At 63.6% G+C, this 19,280-nt stretch carries 15 protein-coding genes; 6 read left to right on the top strand and 9 right to left on the bottom strand.

Annotation, left to right across the window (positions count from 1 at the left end; genetic code table 11):
• Positions 1–114: 114 nt before the first annotated feature.
• Positions 115–987 (top strand): response regulator transcription factor, encoded by an 873-nt coding sequence (locus VJ651_RS06200; protein WP_324106599.1) that lies wholly within the window; start codon positions 115–117, stop codon positions 985–987.
• 40 nt (positions 988–1,027) lie between these two features.
• On the opposite strand, the gene cysK is transcribed toward VJ651_RS06200, so the two are convergent.
• The 6 genes from cysK to VJ651_RS06170 all read right to left on the bottom strand — a co-directional run bounded on the left by cysK (position 1,028) and on the right by VJ651_RS06170 (position 7,506).
• Positions 1,028–1,960, bottom strand: coding sequence for a cysteine synthase A (gene cysK, locus VJ651_RS06195; protein WP_136419164.1), 933 nt, complete (start codon positions 1,958–1,960; stop codon positions 1,028–1,030).
• A gap of 64 nt (positions 1,961–2,024) precedes the next feature.
• Entirely contained in the window at positions 2,025–3,746 is a 1,722-nt protein-coding gene (locus tag VJ651_RS06190) for a cation:proton antiporter (protein ID WP_324106598.1), read from the bottom strand.
• Between the two features lie 168 nt (positions 3,747–3,914).
• A complete protein-coding gene (locus tag VJ651_RS06185; protein ID WP_324106597.1) occupies positions 3,915–4,151 on the bottom strand; it encodes a hypothetical protein in 237 nt (78 codons plus the stop codon).
• A 60-nt stretch (positions 4,152–4,211) separates the two neighbouring features.
• Complete coding sequence (locus VJ651_RS06180) at positions 4,212–4,985, bottom strand: TSUP family transporter (protein ID WP_324106596.1); 774 nt, start codon at positions 4,983–4,985, stop codon at positions 4,212–4,214.
• A 43-nt stretch (positions 4,986–5,028) separates the two neighbouring features.
• A complete protein-coding gene (locus tag VJ651_RS06175) occupies positions 5,029–5,892 on the bottom strand; it encodes an acyl-CoA thioesterase II (protein ID WP_324106595.1) in 864 nt (287 codons plus the stop codon).
• A gap of 42 nt (positions 5,893–5,934) precedes the next feature.
• The gene (locus VJ651_RS06170; protein WP_324106594.1) at positions 5,935–7,506 is read right to left on the bottom strand and encodes a class I adenylate-forming enzyme family protein; all 1,572 of its coding nucleotides are present in this window, start codon (positions 7,504–7,506) and stop codon (positions 5,935–5,937) included.
• 222 nt (positions 7,507–7,728) lie between these two features.
• Here VJ651_RS06170 and VJ651_RS06165 point away from each other — a divergent pair, with 222 nt between their 5' ends.
• The 3 genes from VJ651_RS06165 to VJ651_RS06155 all read left to right on the top strand — a co-directional run bounded on the left by VJ651_RS06165 (position 7,729) and on the right by VJ651_RS06155 (position 9,677).
• Entirely contained in the window at positions 7,729–7,959 is a 231-nt protein-coding gene (locus VJ651_RS06165) for a hypothetical protein (RefSeq protein ID WP_324106593.1), read from the top strand.
• Positions 7,923–8,546, top strand: coding sequence for a DUF924 family protein (locus VJ651_RS06160; RefSeq protein WP_324106592.1), 624 nt, complete (start codon positions 7,923–7,925; stop codon positions 8,544–8,546). The genes VJ651_RS06165 and VJ651_RS06160 overlap by 37 nt, the downstream gene beginning before the upstream one ends.
• Positions 8,547–8,807: 261 nt before the next feature.
• Entirely contained in the window at positions 8,808–9,677 is an 870-nt protein-coding gene (locus tag VJ651_RS06155; protein WP_324106591.1) for a hypothetical protein, read from the top strand.
• A 35-nt stretch (positions 9,678–9,712) separates the two neighbouring features.
• Here VJ651_RS06155 and VJ651_RS06150 read toward each other — a convergent pair whose 3' ends face one another.
• Complete coding sequence (locus VJ651_RS06150) at positions 9,713–11,302, bottom strand: CHASE domain-containing protein (protein ID WP_324106590.1); 1,590 nt, start codon at positions 11,300–11,302, stop codon at positions 9,713–9,715.
• Positions 11,303–11,491: 189 nt separating this feature from the next.
• Between VJ651_RS06150 and VJ651_RS06145 the strand changes: the two genes are divergently transcribed.
• Positions 11,492–12,811, top strand: a complete 1,320-nt coding sequence (locus VJ651_RS06145; RefSeq protein WP_324106589.1) for a D-serine ammonia-lyase — start codon at positions 11,492–11,494, stop codon at positions 12,809–12,811.
• Here VJ651_RS06145 and VJ651_RS06140 read toward each other — a convergent pair whose 3' ends face one another.
• Together VJ651_RS06140 and VJ651_RS06135 are read right to left on the bottom strand one after the other, a co-directional pair.
• Positions 12,812–15,517, bottom strand: a complete 2,706-nt coding sequence (locus VJ651_RS06140; RefSeq protein WP_324106588.1) for a LuxR C-terminal-related transcriptional regulator — start codon at positions 15,515–15,517, stop codon at positions 12,812–12,814.
• Between the two features lie 57 nt (positions 15,518–15,574).
• Positions 15,575–17,248, bottom strand: a complete 1,674-nt coding sequence (locus VJ651_RS06135) for a choline dehydrogenase (RefSeq protein ID WP_324106587.1) — start codon at positions 17,246–17,248, stop codon at positions 15,575–15,577.
• A 432-nt stretch (positions 17,249–17,680) separates the two neighbouring features.
• Between VJ651_RS06135 and VJ651_RS06130 the strand changes: the two genes are divergently transcribed.
• Positions 17,681–19,201, top strand: a complete 1,521-nt coding sequence (locus VJ651_RS06130; RefSeq protein ID WP_324106586.1) for a tetratricopeptide repeat protein — start codon at positions 17,681–17,683, stop codon at positions 19,199–19,201.
• The last annotated feature ends 79 nt before the right edge of the window (positions 19,202–19,280 follow it).

Here is a 19,280-nt window from a genome sequence, read left to right as displayed (position 1 = left end):
GCGAACCCTGGTCGGCATAGCCCCAAAAAAGAAGAGTGAATTTTGACCTGTGTTATCATTTCTGCAACGATGCGCTTGTCGCACGGCGACGAACCTTTTCACAGGCCGCTAACCATGATGAACCTCGCACTCCAATCTGAGGCTGTTCAAACCGGCACCCGCCGTTTCGTGCTTGAGATGCTCGGCTTCTCGGCCGCGGAAAAGACCATGCTGGCATCCACCTTCCGGCTGACCGGGCGCCGCAGCTACTGTTATGCGGAACCGGCCGCGCCGAATGAACGCGCCGACATTTACCTCGTCAATGCAGACAATCCCGATGCCATCAGGCTGATGCAGCAGCGTTCGCCCAGCATGGTCGCGCCGGCGGTTTTGATCGGGCGCGTTGCTTCCGAAGGCGCATGGCCGGTAGTGGAAAAGCCGATTCACTGGATGCGCCTGTTCGAGCAGCTCGACCGCCAGATGCAGGAAGCCTTGCAGCGGCGCGCGCAGCGCGACGAGGAGGGGCAGTGGGATGGCCGTACCTTCCGCCGTGCGACCGACAAGATCGTGGTGCCGCCTCCGGTTTTTCTCGAAACCAATCCGATGGAATCGGTACTGGTGGTCGACGACAGCGCGACCGTGCGCGCCTTCATGCGGACCCGGCTCGCGCCCTTTCGCTTCGACGTCGACTATGCGGAGAACGGCGAGATGGCCATCGACATGGCGCAGGCCAAGCGCTATACCTGCATCTTCCTCGATATCCTGATGCCCGGCATGGACGGCTACCAGGTGTGCAAGCGCATCAAGGCCAGCCCGGCGACGAAAGAAGCGGCGGTGGTGATGCTGAGCAGCAAGTCATCGGCGTTCGACAAGTTTCGTGGTACCTGGGCCGGATGCGATGCCTATCTCGGCAAGCCGGTGGGAGAGGACGAACTGCTGGCGACCATCGCGCGCTTTTTGCCGAGCGCGCGCCGCGTCGCGCAATCGATCCTGACAAGAACATCCTGATTCGGAAAGCGGAACTTCCCGCCCCGCTTTCCGATCTGCTTCAGTCCGCCAGATTGGCGAACAAAGGCGTGCTCAGATAACGCTCGCCGAAGGACGGAATGATCGTCACGATCAGCTTGCCCTTGTTTTCCGGGCGGCGCGCCACCTGCACCGCGGCCCACAGCGCCGCGCCCGATGAAATGCCGACCAGCAGGCCTTCCTCGCGCGCCGCGCGGCGTGCGAAATCGAACGCATCGTCGTTCTTCACGCGCACCACTTCATCGTAAATCTTCGTGTTCAACACGTCCGGCACAAAGCCCGCGCCCAGGCCCTGGATCGGGTGCGGGCCCTTGGCTCCGCCCGACAGCACCGGCGAGGCGTCCGGTTCCACCGCGATGCACTGGAAGGACGGCTTGCGCGCCTTGATCACTTCGCCCACACCGGTGATGGTGCCGCCGGTGCCGACGCCGGAAATCACGATATCGACCTTGCCGTCGGTGTCGCGCCAGATTTCCTCGGCCGTGGTCTTGCGATGGATCTCCGGGTTGGCCGGATTCTTGAACTGCTGCGGCATCACGTAGCGCGGATCGGACGCAACCAGTTCCTCGGCCTTCTTGATCGCGCCGTTCATGCCTTCCGGCCCCGGCGTGAGAATCAGCTCCGCCCCGTAGGCGCGCAACAGCATGCGGCGTTCCTTGCTCATGGTCTCGGGCATGGTGAGCACGCATTTGTAGCCGCGCGCCGCGCACACCATCGCCAGCGCGATGCCGGTGTTGCCGCTGGTCGGCTCGACGAAGATGGTGTCCGGCTTGATCTGGCCGGCCGCCTCGGCGGCGTCGATCATCGCCAGGCCGATGCGGTCCTTCACGCTGTGGGCGGGATTGTAGAACTCCAGCTTCGCGACCACGTCGGCCACGCAGTCCTTGGTCAATTTGCGGATACGGACGAGCGGCGTGTTGCCGATGAGTTGTGTCACGTCATTTGCGATGTTCATGGGGCTCCTTTTCTTCTTGCCTGTTCGGGATGAATGCAGTGCATAGCATACACCGTATGAGCGCCTATTTTGCCTCGGTGATAGTAGGGGCAACGAGCAGGTCGGCGATGCGGCGTTCGCGTTCGAGCTGGATCGTGTGCGCGGCGGCGCCTTCTTCCACGCCCAGCGTTTGCAGCACGAAGGCAGAGAGTTGCAGCCCGGTTTCGAGCGTTTCCGGAATCACGAACGTCGCGCCCGCCTGCTTCAGCGCCTGCGCATGCTTTTCGTCGCGCGAACGCGCCAGCAGCGGCAGCCTCGGATACAGGCGGCGGATGGCCTTGACCGCATGCAATGCCGAGGCGGGATGGTCCATGGTCAACACGATCGCCGCCGCCGAATCCGCATGCACCTTGCGCAGCAGTTCGATGCGCGCCGCGTCGCCGAAAAATACCGGCACGCCGAGCGGATGCAGCTTCGCCACCAGACGCGGATTCGACTCCACCGCGACAAAGGGAATGCCTTGCGCCGACAGCAATTGCGCCACCAGCTGGCCGACGCGCCCGTATCCCGCGAGGATGACATGCCCGCCGGCAAGCTCCAGTCCGGCGCCCTCCAGGTGGGGCATATCGTCCGGGTGGCGTTTCTCCCACCAATCGCCGAATGCGCGTCCGGCCTTGGCCACGAAGGGCGTGGCGAACAGGCTCAAGCTGACCACCAGCAGGATGAATTTGCCGGTCGCCGGATTCAGCAGTTGCAAAGCGGTGGCAGTGCCGACCACGATAAAGGTGAACTCGCCGCCCTGTCCGAGCAGCGTCCCGCCTTCGACCGCGCGTCCCCAGCTGAATCCGCCAATGCGGAAAATCACGGCCAGCACCAGCGACTTGATGAGAAACAGGCCGACTACCGACAGCGGCAGCAGCAGCGGTGTCTTCAGCACTTCGCGCACGTCGATTTCCATGCCGACCGACATGAAGAACAAGCCCATCAGCAAGCCCTTGAAGGGTTCGACGGTCACTTCCACTTCATGCCTGAATTCGGTTTCCGCCAGCAACAGGCCGGCCAGGAATGCACCAAGGGCCATCGACAGCCCGGCGGCCGCGGTGAGTCCGGCGATGCCGAGCGAGCTCAGCAGGGTCAGCGCCATGAACACATCCGGCTGGCGTTGCTGGATGAAGGAATGGAACAGCGGGCGGATCACCCGGCGGCCGAGGAAATAGATCAGGACGATGGCGCCGACCGATTTCAGCATGGTGAAGCCCGCCAGGCCGAACACACCGGTGCTGCCGCCCTTGGCCAGGACATCGATCAGCATCAGCAGCGGGACCACGGCCAGATCCTGCAGCATCAGGATCGAGAATCCGGCCTGACCGAGCGGTGTGCCGAGCGTGCGCCGCTCGGTCATCAATTGCATCACCACCGCAGTGGACGAGAGCGACAGCACGCAGCCGAGGACGACCGCCGCGTCGACCGGATTGCCGAACGCATAGGCCAGGCCGCCGATGAGCGTGGCACTGAACACCACCTGCACGCTGCCCGCCCCGAATACCCAGCGGCGCAAGGCCCACAGCCGCTCGGCCGACAGCTCCAGGCCGATCATGAACATCAGGAAAAGGACGCCGAGGTCGGCCAGCACATTGATGCCTTCGCGCTGCGGGAAGGTGAAGTAGGCGAGCCAGGGCACCCCTTGCGCCAGCAGGCCGAGGCCGAAAGGACCGACCACGGTGCCGACCGCGAGAAAACCCAGCACCTGGTTGACGCGCCAGCGCTGCAGCAGCGGAATCAGAATGCCGGTGAGCACGAGAAACATGAGCGTCTCGCGCAAATAAGGTAAGGCTTGATGTGCTTCCACGAGAAAAGACCTGTTTTGATGCGTGCTGCGCAGGAAGGCACGATTGTCGTGGATTTTGGTGAAAAAAACGACACTTCCGGCAGAAAATTGCGGAGTGGCGTTATCTGGATCAAGCCGCGAAGGCGGCTATTTTCTGCGCTTCTTCCAGTTGTAATCCGGATGCGGTTCGGCGACGCCGGGAAAACCCACCGAGTCGGGGTGCTCGCTGCACATGGTGACGAAGCAGACCGGCTCGCCGGCACGTTGCCGCGAGCGCAGGGCTTCCATGAATTTCAGCGCCGCGCTCATGTCGTCCGACGGGAAACTCTGACTGTGCGGCATGGCCTGCTGGTTTTCAACTTGCGTCCAATACACCATGTACATGGCATTCTCCCGCTGCAATCGCGAACCGCGTTCGACCCTGGCCGTCGCAAGCCATTCCGCTCAGAACAGCAACCAGCCCTTCTGCCACGCATAGCGTCCCAGCATCACGCAGCACACCGTCACGATCATCGGCCGGATCAGCCTGGTGCCGCCGCGCACCATTGCATGCGAACCGGCCCATGATCCGATCACCTGCCCGCCGATCATGGTGGCGCCGACCGTCCACATGACCTTGCCGCCGGCAATGAACACCGCGAGCGAGGCGATGTTGCTGGCGAAGTTGAGCACTTTTGCCTGCGCGGTTGCGGTCACCAGGTTGTGTCCGCGCAATGCGACGCCGGCCATCGAGAAGAACGAGCCGGTGCCGGGGCCGAACATGCCGTCGTAAAAACCGATGCCCGGCACCACCACGCCCTGATAGGCGGCGCTGTTCATGCGCGGCTGGCCGTCGATGCTGCCTGCACCCGGCGCCAGCATGAAATACAGGCCGATGCTGAGCAGCACCACCGGGATGATGACATCGAGCGTCTTGGCGTTGACGAATTGCACCGCATACGCGCCGAAGCCGGCGCCGATCAGTGAAGCGGCAAACAGGATGCGCATGTCGGACCAGGTCACCAGTCCGCGGCGCAGCGCCATCAGCGAAGCGGTCAGCGAGCCGAAGCTGCCTTGCAGCTTGTTGGTGGCCAGCGTGTGCAGCGGCGGAACCTGCGCCAGCAGCAGCGCCGGAATCGTGATCAGACCGCCGCCGCCGGCGATCGCATCGATGAAGCCGGCGACCATGGCCGCGGCAAAGAGCATCGCCAGCACATCCGGCGACAAGACAACATCCATGTTGAATCCAGTAATGAAGAGAAAACGGCGCAAGCGCGCAATATTACTGCGTTTTTTCGCGCAGCCGGATCAGGCCCTCCTGCGCCAGCGTCGCCACCAGCGTGCCGTCGCGCTGGTACACATGGGCCAGGCACAATCCGCGTCCGCCGGAGGCATTCGGGCTTTCCATCGCGAACAGCAGCCATTCGTCCATGCGGAATGGGCGGTGGAACCAGATGGTGTGATCGAGGCTGGCGATCTGCAGGCGCGGGTCGCCCATGGTCACGTTATGCGGCTGCAAGGATGTCCACAACAACCCGTAGTCGGACACGTAGGCGAACAGCGTCTCATGCACCAGCACGTCGTCCGGCAGCGCGACCGGCGAGCGGGTCCACACCTGCTTGCTCGGCTTGCCCTTGTGGCCGCTGTAGATGTCGCCCTCATGGTCGGCGCGGAAATCGACCGGCACCGGGCGGAACGGCCGTTTCGCGTTGAGCGCGTGCTTTTTCCAGAATTCGATGCTCGACGCCAGCGACTCCGGCGCATGATGCGGCGGCGCGTCCTTCTGATGCGACAAGCCCTCTTCCACGGTCTGGAACGACGTCGACATCACGAAGATGCGGCGTCCTTCCTGGGAAGCGACCACGCGGCGCGTGCTGAACGAGCCGCCGTCGCGCACGCGCTCGACCTCGTAATCGATCGGCAGGCCGTGGTTGCCGGGCAGGATGAACATCGAGTGCAGCGAGTGCGGCCGCCGTCCCTCCACCGTCATGGAAGCGGCATACAGCGACTGCCCCAGCACCTGGCCGCCAAAGACGTTCGGGCTGCCCATGAAATGGCTCTGCCCGCGAAAGCAGTCGACGCCGGTCTGCTCAGGTTTCAGCAGGCCCAGGATCTCGTCGGTATTGAAAAGTGAATCGTCCAGCATGTTTGTTGACTGTCCCTAAAAACGTGAATGTCGTCCCTGCGATTACAGCGGGCCGAGCGTGGCGGCGAGACTGTCGCGCAGTTCGCGCTTCAATACCTTGCCGATCGCGCTGCGCGGCAGCACCGGCGCGATGCGCACCGCGGCCAGCCGCTGCGTCTTGCCGAGGCGCTCGTTGGCCCACTCGAGCAGTGCCTGTTCCGGCAGCGCCGCACCCTTCTTCGGCACCACGACCGCAACCGGCGTTTCGCCCCAGCGCGTGGAGGGGGCGCCCACCACGGCCGCTTCGGCCACGTCCGGATGCTGCATCAGCACGGCTTCCAGATCGCTCGGATACACATTGAAGCCGCCCGAAATGATCATGTCCTTCTTGCGGTCCATCAGGGTCAGGAAGCCGTCCTCGTCGAAGCGGCCGACGTCGCCGGTGCGGATGAAGCGCTTGCCGCTCGGGTCGTACCATTCGGCTTCCGCAGTCTTTTCGGGCTGCTCGTGATAGCCCGCCATCATCGCCGGCGAGTGACCGACGACTTCCCCCAGTTCGCCCGGCGCGACTTCCTTGCCGGCGTCGTCGATCAGGCGGATGTCATGTCCCGGTGCCGGCTTGCCGACGGTGTGCAGCTTGTGCGGGAACTCGTGCGCGGCCAGCATGCAGGTGCCGCCGCCTTCGGTCATGCCGTAATACTCGATCAGGCCGCCGGGCCAGCGCTGCAGGATGTCGGCCTTGAGCGCCGCCGAAAAAGGCGCGCTGGTGCAGAACTTCATCCGGAAGGGCGACAGGTCATGGGAGCCGAAATCCTCGCGCGCCATGATGCGCTGGTATTGTACCGGCACCAGCATGGCGTGCGTGACGCGATGCTGTTGCGCCAATGCGAGGAAGGCGCCGGCATCGAACTTGGCCATCATGACCGTGGTGCCGCCCAGTCCGACGGTCGGCAGGAAGCTCACCAGCGTGGTATTCGAATACAGCGGCGTCGACACCAGCGTGACGGCGGTCGCGTCGTAGCTGTTGATCCGCGCGCGCTGGATGTGCGTCCAGCGCATGGAGTGCGGCTGCACGATGCCCTTGGGCGCGCCGGTGGTGCCGGAGGAATAGATGATGTTGAACGGCCAGTCCGGCTGGATGTCGACCGGTTTGGGCTGGGCGCCGGGCGCGGCCAGCCAGTCGCGGAACGGGATGCCCGCCGCGCTGTCGTCCAATGCGACGATCGTCGCCGGCAGGCTGTCGCGCACCGGCTCCAGCGCCTGGGCGACGGCCTGGTCGACGAACAGCACGCGCGCGTCCGCATCCCTGGCCATGGAGGCCAGGCTTTGCGGCGAAGACGAAGGCGCCAGCGGGGCGACCGCGACGCCGGCGCGCAGGCTGCCGAGGAACACCGCGGCATAGGGAATCGATGTGCCGGCACAAATCGCGATGGCGTCGCGCGGCTGCACGCCGTCGCGTTGCAAGGCTGCCGCGATCCGGTCCATCAGGGTATCGAGCTGCGCGAAGCTCAGGCGCTGGCCGTCCTGGATGAAGGCATCGCGCGCCGGATTGGCGGTCGCGTGCAGGTGGACGAGGTGCGGAAGCGTGTTGAAGTTCTCTTCAAGTACGGCATCGATAGTCGATTGAGTGGTCATACTGAATTGTCGGAATTATCGGAAAAACGGCAGGATAGTCGGCTTAATAAGCGGCCTGATTTGGCATACCAATTCCCTCAATACTATTCCACTTTCGATTTTTTCGCGGAAAGGCACATCCGCCTGGTTTTGCAGCTTCGGCATCGGCGCGCTAGACTGTCCTTGTCAATCCTGCAAGGACATCGCGTCGTTATCCATTTCCTGCCAACGGGAGGCCGCATCATGAGCAACGAGGTTTATCTCCACCTGCAACACAGCGAGTCGGTCGTGGCCGGCATGGCGGCCACCATCTTTGCCGGGTATCTGCAGAGCCGGCAGATCAGCGAAAACAATGAAGAGGCCTACATCCGGAAATCGGTCGAGGTCGCCATCAAGCTCGCCGGCCAGGTGGACGAGGCGGTCAGGAGCGATGACGAATGGCTGAGGAAAGAAGGCCGGACGTCGTTCCCATGATCGAAACCCCGGCATCGATTCACCAGTTCTGGTTCGGCGACAGCGCGGATGACGCAGCCGTCGCGCAGCAACGCGCGGCGCTGTGGTGGCGCAAGGATCCGCGCACCGACGAGCAGATCCGTCAACGCTTCGAGGCGAGCGTGCGGGCGGCGGCTGGCAGGCAACTGGACGCGTGGTCGTCGAGCGCGGCCGGATGCCTGGCGCTCATCGTTCTCACCGATCAGTTCCCGCGCAATATGTATCGCGATACACCGCAGGCCTTTGCCTTCGATACGCTGGCGCAGGCCCGGTGCAGGCAGGGCTTGCAGGAAGGCTTGCACCAGGCGCTGCGCCCGATCGAGCGTGTGTTCTTCTATCTGCCGCTGGAGCATTCCGAATCCATGCAGGACCAGGAGCGATGCGTGGCATTGTTTCAGGAATTGGCGGCGGGAGATGCCGCTGCGTTTTCCGGTTTCCTGGACTTCGCGCTGCGGCATCGCGAGGTTATTGCCCGCTTCGGCCGATTCCCGCATCGCAACCGCATCCTCGGCCGCGCCTCCACGCTGGAGGAACTCGCCTTTCTGCAGCAGCCCGGCTCGTCGTTCTGATGTTCCGAGTGCCCAAAAAGAAAAGGCCCGCCGACTTGCGGTCAGCGGGCCAAAAGCTCGTTTGGAGAATTCATGTTACGGCTCCAATATAGGTCGCTTGCACGATACGAAATGTGACAGATGTCACAAATAGACACATTTAAATCAGAGTGACGTGCGACATGACTTTTGCGCAATGCTTGATCGACACCAAGCCGCAAGTCGCCGCCGGAGATTAAATAGAGCTTCGATCATTCTGGACAGCGAGGACCGATGTTGCGCTTGCTGAAATCATTTCTTGCCCGCTCGGCGATCTACTTTTTTCTGGCTTCGCCGCTTACGCATGCCGCCGCGCTGCCGGCCGGCAGCGGTCACTTTCTGTTCGCCGATGATGCCGTCAGTCCCGGCAGGCCGGTTTCAGTCTGGTACTACAAGCCGGCTTCGCTCGACAGCAGGGTGAAGGTCATGATCGTGATGCCCGGCGCCGACCGCAGGGGCGACCAGTATCGCGACCAATGGATAGGCCATGCGGAGAAGCACAAGCTTCTGGTGGTGGTGCCGGAGTTCGCGGACAAGTATTTTTCGATCGACGAATACCAGTTCGGCAACCTGACCGACCCGCGCCGGGAGCACTGGCTGTTCCGGACCATCGAGCATTTGTTCGACGATCTGCGGCGGCGCGACGGGCTGGCGGTCGGCAAGTATTATCTGTTCGGCCACTCGGCCGGCGCCCAGTTCGTGCATCGCTTCATGCTGTTCATGCCGACCTCGCGCGTCGATATCGCATTTGCTGCCAATGCCGGCGCCTACACCATGCCGGTTTATGCTTCATCGCCCGCATCGGCGTTCCCGATGCGCCTGGATCCGGCGCTGGTGAGCGAACAGCAGCGGGAGGCGGTGTTTGCGCGCCGCCTGGTGGTGATGCTCGGCGAAGAGGACATCGACCCCGAGAGCGAAGGATTGCCGCGCTCGCCGGAGGCCATGGAGCAAGGGAAAAACCGCTACGAACGTGGGCAGGCCTTCTTCCGGCTCGCGCAGCGCGAGGCCGCGGCGCGCCGGGTTCCGTTCCGCTGGAAGTTGCTCAGTGTTCCTCGGGTTGGACACAGCAATGCCGAGATGTCGGATGCAGCGGTACGCTATTTGTTTGAATGAAGGCCGATGCCGCTTGTCCGCAATCCCGGGCAAGCTCAATCCGGCATACTTTTGAGAACGGAACGCGCCATTTTCACATTGCTGCGGCCGCTGTTCTTGGCATCGTACATCGCGAGGTCGGCGCTTTTCATCAGGGATTTGGCGTCAAGGCCGTTGTTGGGGTAGAGCGCTGCGCCGATGCTGGCGGAGATGTCGAAGGTGTGACCGGCGATTTCGTAGGGTTCGGTCAGCCGCTCCAGAATCTTGTCGGCGACGGTTTGCACGGCATGGGTGCCTTCGGTGTCCGCCAGCAAGGCGACGAACTCGTCGCCGCCCAGGCGCGAGGCGGTGTCCGATTCGCGCACGCAACTTCGCAAGCGCAGCGCGACTTCTTTAAGCAGCAAGTCGCCGTAGGCATGGCCATAGTGGTCGTTGACCGGCTTGAAGCGGTCGAGGTCGATGAAGAGCAGCGCGACATGGCTCTTGTTACGCTTTGCCTTGACCAGCGCCTGCTCGATGCGCTCGTCCAGCAGCTTGCGGTTGGGCAGACCGGTCAGCGTATCGTACAGCGCCAGTTGCATTGCCTGCTCGGCCGCCTGCAGCGCGCGGGCGCGATCGTCCAGGAAAAGCCAGATCAGCAAGGTGATCAGCAGGCTGATGCTGATGCCTGCCTGCAAAATGATCATCGGCCGGTCCGATTCCATTTTCCCCTCGAAAATCGGCAAGGCGCTGGTGACGACCGTCCAGGTACGATTGCCCGCTTCGAGGCGGTTGATGCTCCTGAACTTGTGCTCCGGGGAAAGAGCATTGCTCGACTTGACGGAGTCGTGCATCCTGGCCTGTTCCACCAGATTGGTATTGTCGTAGATTTCGATATCGAGGTCATCGGGCTGTTCGCCGTTCAGGCTGCGCATCAAGTCGTCCATGCGAAACGGGGCATACACCCAGCCGAGCAGATTCGTGCGCCGCTGTTCGATTGTGTCCGTCCGCGCGCCGGGCCGAAAAACCGGCAAGTACATCAGAAAACCGAACTGCACATTGCCTCCCGCTTCCTGCACCAGGACAACCTTGCCCGACACGGCCGCTGCGCCGCTGTCGCGCGCCTGCATCATTGCCGCGTGGCGGATCGGGTCGGAAAACATGTCGTAACCGAAGGCGCGCAGATTCCTGCCGCTGAAAGGTTCAAGAAACACAATCGAGGTATAGATTTCCCGGTTTCCCTGCGGCCAGACGGTGTAATTCGGAAAGCCCTCCGAGCGCACCGACGCGATGTGCCGCTCCAGTTTGCCCGGCGGTATGGCTTCGGCAAAGCCGATTCCCTGTATCCCCGGAAAGTTGTCCGCGAGCTGCAGCGTATCGACGAAGACACGAAAGCTCCGGCGCGTGACCGGGTGCGTGGCATTGAACAGGCCGACTGTTGCCCGCAGCACTTGTTCATAGATGCTGACCCGTTGCCGAATCCGCTCATTCGACTCGCGCACCCGAAAATCGAAATTGGTATGCAATGTTTGCTCGGCAACATGGCTTGCTGTTGTCCAGAGGTTATAAGTGATGACAAGAGAAACAATCAGCGCAATGGCAGTAAGCAATTCGCGCGCGCGAAACAGGTCCGACACCTCTTGTTTTCGTTCTTCAATTTGTCTCATGCCGCATTCCGATGCGCGTTGATGGGAACTCTCTGTCCCGGCAGCAAGCCGGTTGCCTCCGGCAAGCCTGTTGGCGTCCCACCGAATTAAGACCAGCAAAACCGCCGGGGGTTTAAAGGAGAGGAAGAAAGGGCGCGGGCAGGCTGGACCTGGATCAATTATCCTGACACTTCTTTACAAGGATGAACGATGCCGACCACGCCTGTTGATGAAGTCGATCGCGCGCTCAGCGCAAAGAAGCCCTGCCTCTGGCTGAATCCCGCGCGGCAGCGGGCGGCCGACGCGCTGCGCGCCATGCCGATCGGGCTCGGCGCAATCGAGGCCGCCGAGGCGCGCTGGCATCGCTTTGCGCCGCTGCTGCTCAAACTTTTTCCGGAAACCGCGGCAAGCGCCGGCCTGGTCGAATCCAGTCTGACTCCGGTTCCGCATCTGCAGCGCGCCATGATGAACACGGCCACCGGCAAGTGGTTCGTCAAGGGCGATCATACGCTGCCGATAGCCGGATCGATCAAGGCGCGCGGCGGCATCCACGAAGTGCTGGAGTTCGCCGAACGCATCGCGCTCGAACACGGCCTGGTCGACATGGCGGGCGATTACGCCGTACTGGCGGCGCCGCCCGCGCACCAGGTCTTCGCGCGTTACACCGTGTCGGTCGGCTCCACCGGCAATCTCGGCCTGAGCATCGGTGTGATCGCCTCGGCGCTCGGCTTTCGGGCGCAGGTGCACATGTCGGCCGATGCCAAGCAGTGGAAGAAGGAACGCCTGCGGCAGCGCGGTGTCGAAGTGATCGAACATGCGGGCGACTACGGTGAAGCGGTCGAGGCAGGACGCCGTGCGGCGCAAGGTGATGCCTTCAGTTATTTCGTGGACGACGAGCGCTCGCTGTCGCTGTTTCTTGGCTATAGCGTGGCGGCGCTGCGCTTGCGCCAACAGTTGCATCAGGCCGGCATCGCCGTCGGGCGCGACACGCCCTTGTTCGTGTACCTGCCCTGCGGCGTGGGCGGCGCGCCTTCCGGTATCAGCTTCGGACTCAAGCATGTGTTCGGCGACGATGTGCATTGCTTCTTTGCCGAACCGACGGCCTCGCCCTGTGTGCTGGCGCAAATGAGTCATCCCGAACGCCCAGGCATCACCGTCTATGATCTCGGCCTCGACAATCGCACCGATGCGGATGGACTGGCAGTGGCGAAGGCATCGGAACTGGCGGTGCAGATGATGACGCCGCTCCTGTCCGGCATTTTCACGGTCGACGATGACAGCCTGTACCGCCAGCTTGCCCTGCTGCACGACAGCGAAGGCATGCGCATCGAACCGTCGGCCGCCGCCGGCATCGGCGGACCGCGGATGTTGCTGAACACCGAGGCCGGCCGGCATTACCTGCAGCAAAACAACCTGGAGCACCGGATGGCGCAGGCGGTGCATCTGTTGTGGACCACCGGCGGATTGTTTGTGCCCGAGGAAGAGTATCAGCGCTTCCTCGCACGCGGCAGGCAGCTTGCCGGCACGTGATCAGACGTCGATCATGCCGTGGCGGCGCGCGATGAACACGGCTTCGCTGCGATTGCGCGCGTCGAGTTTTTCCAGAATGCGGCGGATATGCCATTTGACGGTGTTGACCGACAGGAAGACGCTTTTCGCCACTTGCTCATTGCCCATGCCGACCGCGAGCAGACGCAGGATGGCCAGCTCGCGATCGCTCAGGTTCGCCTGCAGCAAGGCATGCGTGCTGCCCGCCGCACCGACGTCGCCGCGCAGGTCGCGCCAGTAGCGCAGGAGGTTCTCGGCGTCGGGCAGGCTTGCCAGCTCTTGCGCCGGGAGTTCGCGCAGCAGCGCGTCGATTCGTTTTCCCTCGTCGATGAAACTGCGCCGTGCGCCGATCTGCGTACCGAGCTGCAAGGCATGCACCAGCGTCGCCTGCGCTTGCCTGCGCGCACCCTGCGCATCGAGCGCCAGTGTCTGCAGCAGCGTCAGCTTGAGCTGGCGCCAGCGCCGGCCGCTGGCCGAGGCGCGTGCGATTTCCGGCGCCAGCCGCACCAGCGCATCCTCATGCCGGCCGGCCGCGATCGCACAACGCATGGCTTCGATGCCGCGCCCGAACAATTCTTCCACATAGCTGGCGCCCTGCTGCGCGGGCTGCTCCGCTTCGGCGCGCTCGGCAATGGCGGCGCGCGACAAGGCGCGTTCGCTGCGCCCGGTGAGCAGGTCGATGCGGATGCGCTCCCACTCGATGATGCGGCGCGCCGGGCCGAGCCGCCAGCTCGCGCTGCAATTGCGCTCGGCCAGTTGCAGCGTTTCGAGCGCCGCATCGACATCGCCCTGCGCCATCTTGATGCGCGTGCGCACCACGTGGCTGAGCAGCAGCATGTCGATCGACGGCTGGCGCGCGACCAGCGGAAAATAGCGCTGCAACAGTTCGTCCGCTTCGTCCAGCCGGTCCTTCTCGTACAGCACGCTGGCGATCAGTCCGACCGAGGCCACGCTCATGTGGGTCGGTTCGAACCAGGGATGGCGCAGCTTGATGGCCGCCACGCGGTCGACTTCGCGGAACTGCTGCAGAGCCTGATCCAGCTTGCCCTGGCTGGCTTCGATCAGGCCGGACATCGACAAGGCGTAACCAAGCCCGAGCGCGCTGCCGATCTCTTCGTTGCACAGGCGCGCCTCGTCGGAAAATTGGCGCGCGCGGGCAAACTCGCCCTGCAGCATCAAGCAATAGGAAACGACATTGGCCAGCGCGCCGGCCGCAAAGCCGCGTCGTGCTCCGGCCTTGTCCCAATGCCGCAGGCCCAGCGCCAGTGCCGATTGCACCTCGCCGCGCAAAGCCAGGAGCGCCGCTTCCAGGGCGACCACTTCCTGCTGCAAGGGCGAGTCCGCACCATCTGCCTGCACCGCCTGCCGCAGCGATTCCAGCCATTGCGTTGCCGCCTCCGGCTCGCCGGCGAAGCCATAGGCCCAGGCGACCGCGAGCGCCAGTTGCGGACCGGCCGCCGCCAGCGCCGCATCATCCAGCCGTTCGATCCAGCGCAGGATGGTGCTGAACTGCGCCTGCATCACGAGTTCGTAGGCACAGGCACTCATTTCGCGAATCGCGGCGGCGCTGTCGCCGGCCAGCAGCCACAGGTCGACCGCTTCGATCGCCATGCCATGGCGCGAAAACCAGCGCGCCGCGCCGCGATGGATCGCCACGATCTGCTCGGCCGCCAGCGCATGCGCCTGCTGGTTCTGCAGGAAGGCCGCAAACAAGGGGTGGTAGCGATACCAGGTGCCGCCGGTGTCGAGTGGCGCAGTGAACAGGCCGTGCCGCTCCAGGTAGCGCAGCATGCGCTGGCTGTCGGTGCGCCCGGTCGCGGCATCGCACACCGCCGCGCTCAGGCGCGGAAAGCAGCAGGTCTCCAGCAGGAAATTCCGGATGTCCTCGGCTTGCGCATGCAACACATCCTCGGCGAGGTAATCGGCGATGTTCGCCAGGCTGCCGGACAAGTCGCTGGCGTAGCGCTCGACGTCGTCGCGCGTGCGCGCCGCCAGGGCCGTCAGCTGCAATGCGGCCGGCCAGCCGTTGGTGACCGACTGCATCTTGTCGATCACCCAGTTGCCCAGCGGCTCGGCGATGCGGCTGCTGAAGAAGTGCTGGGTTTCGGCGGCGTCGAAGCTGAGCGTTGCGGCGGTCAGTTCGAGCAATTCGCCGCGCAGGCGGAAACGCTCCAGCCCGGGCGGCTTGTCGCGGCTGGAAATCACCAGCCGCACGCGGCGCGGCAGGCGCTCGGCCAGCAGGCGCACCATGCGCTGCGTCGGCCCGGCGTTCAGGTGTTCGAACTCATCGATAAACAGCGTGAGCTGCGGCGCGTCCGGGCCGATGCGGTCCAGCAGCGACATCCAGTCGGCAGACGCGGCATGCGCCGGCTCGTCCGCGCCGAGCGCGAGCGTCATCCATTCACGCAGGGTGCCCTGCAGGTAGCACAGCAGGCGGGCCGGGTCGTTGTCGGCGGCATCCAGCGTCAGCCAGCTCGCCTGCCCGCCGCTGCGCAGAATGCGCTCCATCCATTGCCCCATCAGCGTGGTCTTGCCATAGCCGGCCGGCGCCAGCAGCAGGACCAGATGCACATTCACCGCCTGCTCCAGCTGTGCCAGCAGGCGTGCGCGCGGCACCCCTGTCCCGCTCGGCGGAGGCGGATGGAACTTGGTCGGGTTCAGGTGCGTGGTGGGAGCCGGCTCGCTCATGGGTAACACGCGCGCAATGTTGGTGGTGACGCGAAGAGCATATCACCACCCTTCCTCTCAATGGGATGTGCGCATGCGGGAAATCACGGCTTCCGTTTCCTGTGTTTGCAGCTGCGCAAGGCTTTCGCGGACGACTGTCTTGCGCGCCTGCCTGATCATGTCGCTCGCCTTTTCCGCGATCATCATTGTAGGCGCGTTGGTATTGCCCCCGATCAAAAGCGGCATGATCGACGCATCGACCACGCGCAGGCCTTGCATGCCGTGCACGCGCAGTTCGGCATCCACTACCGACATCGGATCGTTGCCCATCTTGCAGGTGCCGACCGGGTGGTAGATGGTTTCCGCGCGGCGCCGGATGAAGTCGCGTATGTCGTCATCGCTTGCCAGGGGCGCATCCGGAATCAGCTCGACGCCGCGAAAGCGGTCGAAGGCGGGCGCGGTAAGAATCTTGCGCGCGAGCTTCACGCCTTTCACCATGTGTTCCATGTCCTCCGGGTCGGACAGGTAGTTGGCGACGATATCCGGCTTGGCCAGCGGGTCGCTGCCGGCAAGGCGAATCTCGCCGCGACTCTTCGGACGCAGATTGCAGACGTGCAGCGAATAGCCTTCGCCCAGCAGAAAGCGAAAATCGCGACCATGCTGCGACAGGCGCGCCGGCGTGAAATGGAACTGCAGGTCGGGGATCGCTTCCTGTGGCGAGCTTCTGGCAAAGGCGCAGCCCTCGGCACCGTTGGTGGTGTACATGCCGCGGCCCGCGACCAGGTAACGCAGCGCGTCCCACGCGCCGCGCAGACTGTTGCGCAAGGTGATGCCCCAGGACACCGCCTTGGTGCAGGTGTGCACGACGATCACGTCGAGATGGTCCTGCAGATTCTTGCCGACGCCCGGCAGATGCTTGCGCACCGTGATGCCGGCCGATGCCAGGTCCGCGGCATCGCCGATGCCCGACAGCATGAGCAGCTTCGGACTCTGGATCGCGCCGGCGCTCAGGATCACTTCGCGCCTGGCGTGCACCTGCTTGAGTTGCTCGTGCCGGCGGTATTCGACGCCGATGGCGGTGGCGCCGCGAAACAGCACGCGACAGGCGTGCGCCTCGGTGATCACGCTCAGGTTGGGACGGCTGCGGGCGGGGCGCAGATAGGCGCGCGCGGCGCTGCAGCGGCGGCCCCTGATTTGCGTCAGCTGGTACAGGCCGATGCCTTCCTGTTCCTTGCCGTTGAAATCCTCGTTGTAGGGAATGCCGGCCTGGATGCCGGCCTGGATGAAGGTGCGCGACAACACGTTCGGCGTGCGGACGTCCGCCACATTCAGCGGGCCGCCGACGCCGTGCAGTTCGGAAGCGCCGCGCTCCTGATGCTGCGCGCGCTTGAAGTAAGGCAGGACCTCCTTGAATGACCAGCCGGGATTGCCCAGCGCCGCCCACGCATCATAGTCGCTCGGATGCCCGCGCATGTAGATCATCGCGTTGCTGGAACTGCTGCCGCCCAGCGTGCGTCCCGACGGCCAGTACAGTGCGCGGCCGGCCAGCGCCGGTTCGTTGCGCGTGCGGTAATGCCAGTTCAGCACCTTGCTGCGCATCATCCAGAGTATGCCGAGCGGCATGTGAATCATGGGATGCGTATCGCGCGGACCGGCTTCCAGCAGGCATACGCTGACATCCGGGTCTTCGCTCAGGCGCGACGCCAGCACGCAGCCGGCCGAGCCTCCACCGACGATGACATAGTCGAACATGTTGTCTCCTCTTGTTGATGTAATGCGCATGCAGCGTCGATCCCATACTAGAAACAGCAGGCCCGATCGTCACCATCAAAAAGGATGGAATCGCAGGGCGATTTGCATGAAGCAACTACGCAGTCCACGGAAAGCACGGAACACACGGAAAGAACTTCAGCAATATTTTTCCGTGTTTTCCGTGCCTTCCGTGGACCATATGTGTTTTGCCTTGCTCAATTCAGCTCTTCATGCAATCGCCACCGGAATGCGCGCAGCGTTTCTTTGATATTTGTCAAACGCAAGGCGCCATGCGGGATTGCGGCCGGTCGAAGGTTCATTTGCTGGCTTATCAAGCCAAGCATTTGGCCTCGGTGGTCAGGGCATCGGGACGGTGCTTGCCACATTGTCGTTTTAATATCAGGCAACGACTCAACGACAACCCTTTCAATCATGCGCCAATACCTCATTCCCTTTTTCGTCAGTGCCGTGTTCTCCGTCTCGGCCCACGCCGGATTTTCCGAGGGCCTCGCCGCCTACAACAGGAGCGATTTCAATACCGCTGCGACCGAGTGGAAGTTGCTCGCCGAACAGGGCGATCCGCGCGCGCAGTATCACCTCGCCTGGATGTACGAGCGCGGCGAAGGCGTGAGCCAGGATTACGTGCAGGCGGTGAAGTGGTATCGCAAGTCGGCCGAGCAAGGATATCCGATCGCGCAGATCAACCTCGGCAACCTGTACACGCTGGGGCAAGGCGTGTCGCACAACCAGAAGCTGGCGGTGTACTGGTACCGCAAGGCGGCGGACCAGGGCTATACCAGCGCGCCGGTCAACCAGGGCATTCGTTACGACAACGGCGAAGGCACGGCGCAGGACGACGAGCAGGAATTGCCGCAGTATCGCCGCACGGCCGAGCCGGATTACGCGGTGCTGCAGTTCAACCTCGCCAACCTGCTCTACAACAAGGGCCAAGGCGTGCCGCAGGACTACAGCCAGGCGCTGCAGTGGTATGCGCGGGCCGCCGAGCAAGGCCATGCGCTGGCGCAGATCAATCTCGGCAACATGTATACCTACGGCCAGGGCGTGCCGCAGAACTACCGGCAGGCGCTCTACTGGTACCGCAAGGCGGCCGAGCAGGGCAATGCCTACGCGCAGAACAACATGGGCAACATGTACAAGGATGGCCGCGGCGTGAAGCAGGATTACGCGCAGGCGGTGCAGTGGTACCGCAAGGCCGCCGAGCAGGGCGACGCCGGCGCGCAGGTCAACCTCGGCCTGCTGTACGCCAGCGGCGAAGGCGTGAAGCAGGATTTCGATGAAGCGCTGCACTGGTATCTCAGGGCCGCCGAGCAGGGCGATGCCGGCGCGCAGTATCACCTCGGCCTGATGTACGGCAACGGCGAAGGCGTGCTGAAGGATGACGAGCGCGCGGTCGAGTGGTTCCGCAAGGCCGCCGAGCAGGGACACACGCTGGCGCAGCACACGCTGGGCAACATGTACATCAGCGGCCTGGGCGTCGAACAGGATGTCGAGAAGGCGATCTACTGGCATCGCAAGGCCGGCTACCAGGGCGATGCCTACGCGGAAAATCACATGGCCAACCTGCTGATTGCGCAGGGGCATGGCGTGCCCAAGGATTATGCGCAAGCCATCCAGTGGTATCGCAAGGCGGCCGAGCAAGGCTATCCGAGCGCGCAGGTCAATCTTGCCAACATGTATCGGCGCGGCGTCGGCGTGAAACAGGACCTGGCGCAGGCGGCCCACTGGTACCAGATGGCGGCCGAGCAAGGCGACACCAACGCGCAGTTCAACCTCGGCCTGATGTACCACGGCGGCGAAGGCGTGAAGCAGGATCCGGTGCAAGCCGCGAAATGGTACAAGAAGGCCGCCGAAGCCGGGCACGCCGGCGCGCAGTACAAGCTGGGCCTGATGTATACCCGCGGCCCGACGGCGGTCACCATGCTGGACCGCTGAATCACTGCGCAACGGCCGTGCCGGACGATCCCGCATTTTTTCGGAGAATTTTGATCGTCCGCAAGCAGGATGCAAGGGA

Source organism: Noviherbaspirillum sp., from assembly GCF_035254865.1.
Taxonomy (GTDB): Bacteria; Pseudomonadota; Gammaproteobacteria; order Burkholderiales; family Burkholderiaceae_D; genus Noviherbaspirillum.
Note: the sequence above shows the minus strand (reverse complement) of the source record. Positions and strands in the feature narration are given on the sequence as shown.

Coding starts and splice junctions, on each gene's coding strand:
- VJ651_RS06200 (WP_324106599.1), top strand. CDS start 115: ATGATGAACCTCGCACTCCAATCTGAGGCTGTTCAAACCGGCACCCGC.
- cysK (WP_136419164.1), bottom strand. CDS start 1,960: ATGAACATCGCAAATGACGTGACACAACTCATCGGCAACACGCCGCTC.
- VJ651_RS06190 (WP_324106598.1), bottom strand. CDS start 3,746: ATGTTTCTCGTGCTCACCGGCATTCTGATTCCGCTGCTGCAGCGCTGG.
- VJ651_RS06185 (WP_324106597.1), bottom strand. CDS start 4,151: ATGTACATGGTGTATTGGACGCAAGTTGAAAACCAGCAGGCCATGCCG.
- VJ651_RS06180 (WP_324106596.1), bottom strand. CDS start 4,985: ATGGATGTTGTCTTGTCGCCGGATGTGCTGGCGATGCTCTTTGCCGCG.
- VJ651_RS06175 (WP_324106595.1), bottom strand. CDS start 5,892: ATGCTGGACGATTCACTTTTCAATACCGACGAGATCCTGGGCCTGCTG.
- VJ651_RS06170 (WP_324106594.1), bottom strand. CDS start 7,506: ATGACCACTCAATCGACTATCGATGCCGTACTTGAAGAGAACTTCAAC.
- VJ651_RS06165 (WP_324106593.1), top strand. CDS start 7,729: ATGAGCAACGAGGTTTATCTCCACCTGCAACACAGCGAGTCGGTCGTG.
- VJ651_RS06160 (WP_324106592.1), top strand. CDS start 7,923: ATGGCTGAGGAAAGAAGGCCGGACGTCGTTCCCATGATCGAAACCCCG.
- VJ651_RS06150 (WP_324106590.1), bottom strand. CDS start 11,302: ATGAGACAAATTGAAGAACGAAAACAAGAGGTGTCGGACCTGTTTCGC.
- VJ651_RS06145 (WP_324106589.1), top strand. CDS start 11,492: ATGCCGACCACGCCTGTTGATGAAGTCGATCGCGCGCTCAGCGCAAAG.
- VJ651_RS06140 (WP_324106588.1), bottom strand. CDS start 15,517: ATGAGCGAGCCGGCTCCCACCACGCACCTGAACCCGACCAAGTTCCAT.
- VJ651_RS06135 (WP_324106587.1), bottom strand. CDS start 17,248: ATGTTCGACTATGTCATCGTCGGTGGAGGCTCGGCCGGCTGCGTGCTG.
- VJ651_RS06130 (WP_324106586.1), top strand. CDS start 17,681: ATGCGCCAATACCTCATTCCCTTTTTCGTCAGTGCCGTGTTCTCCGTC.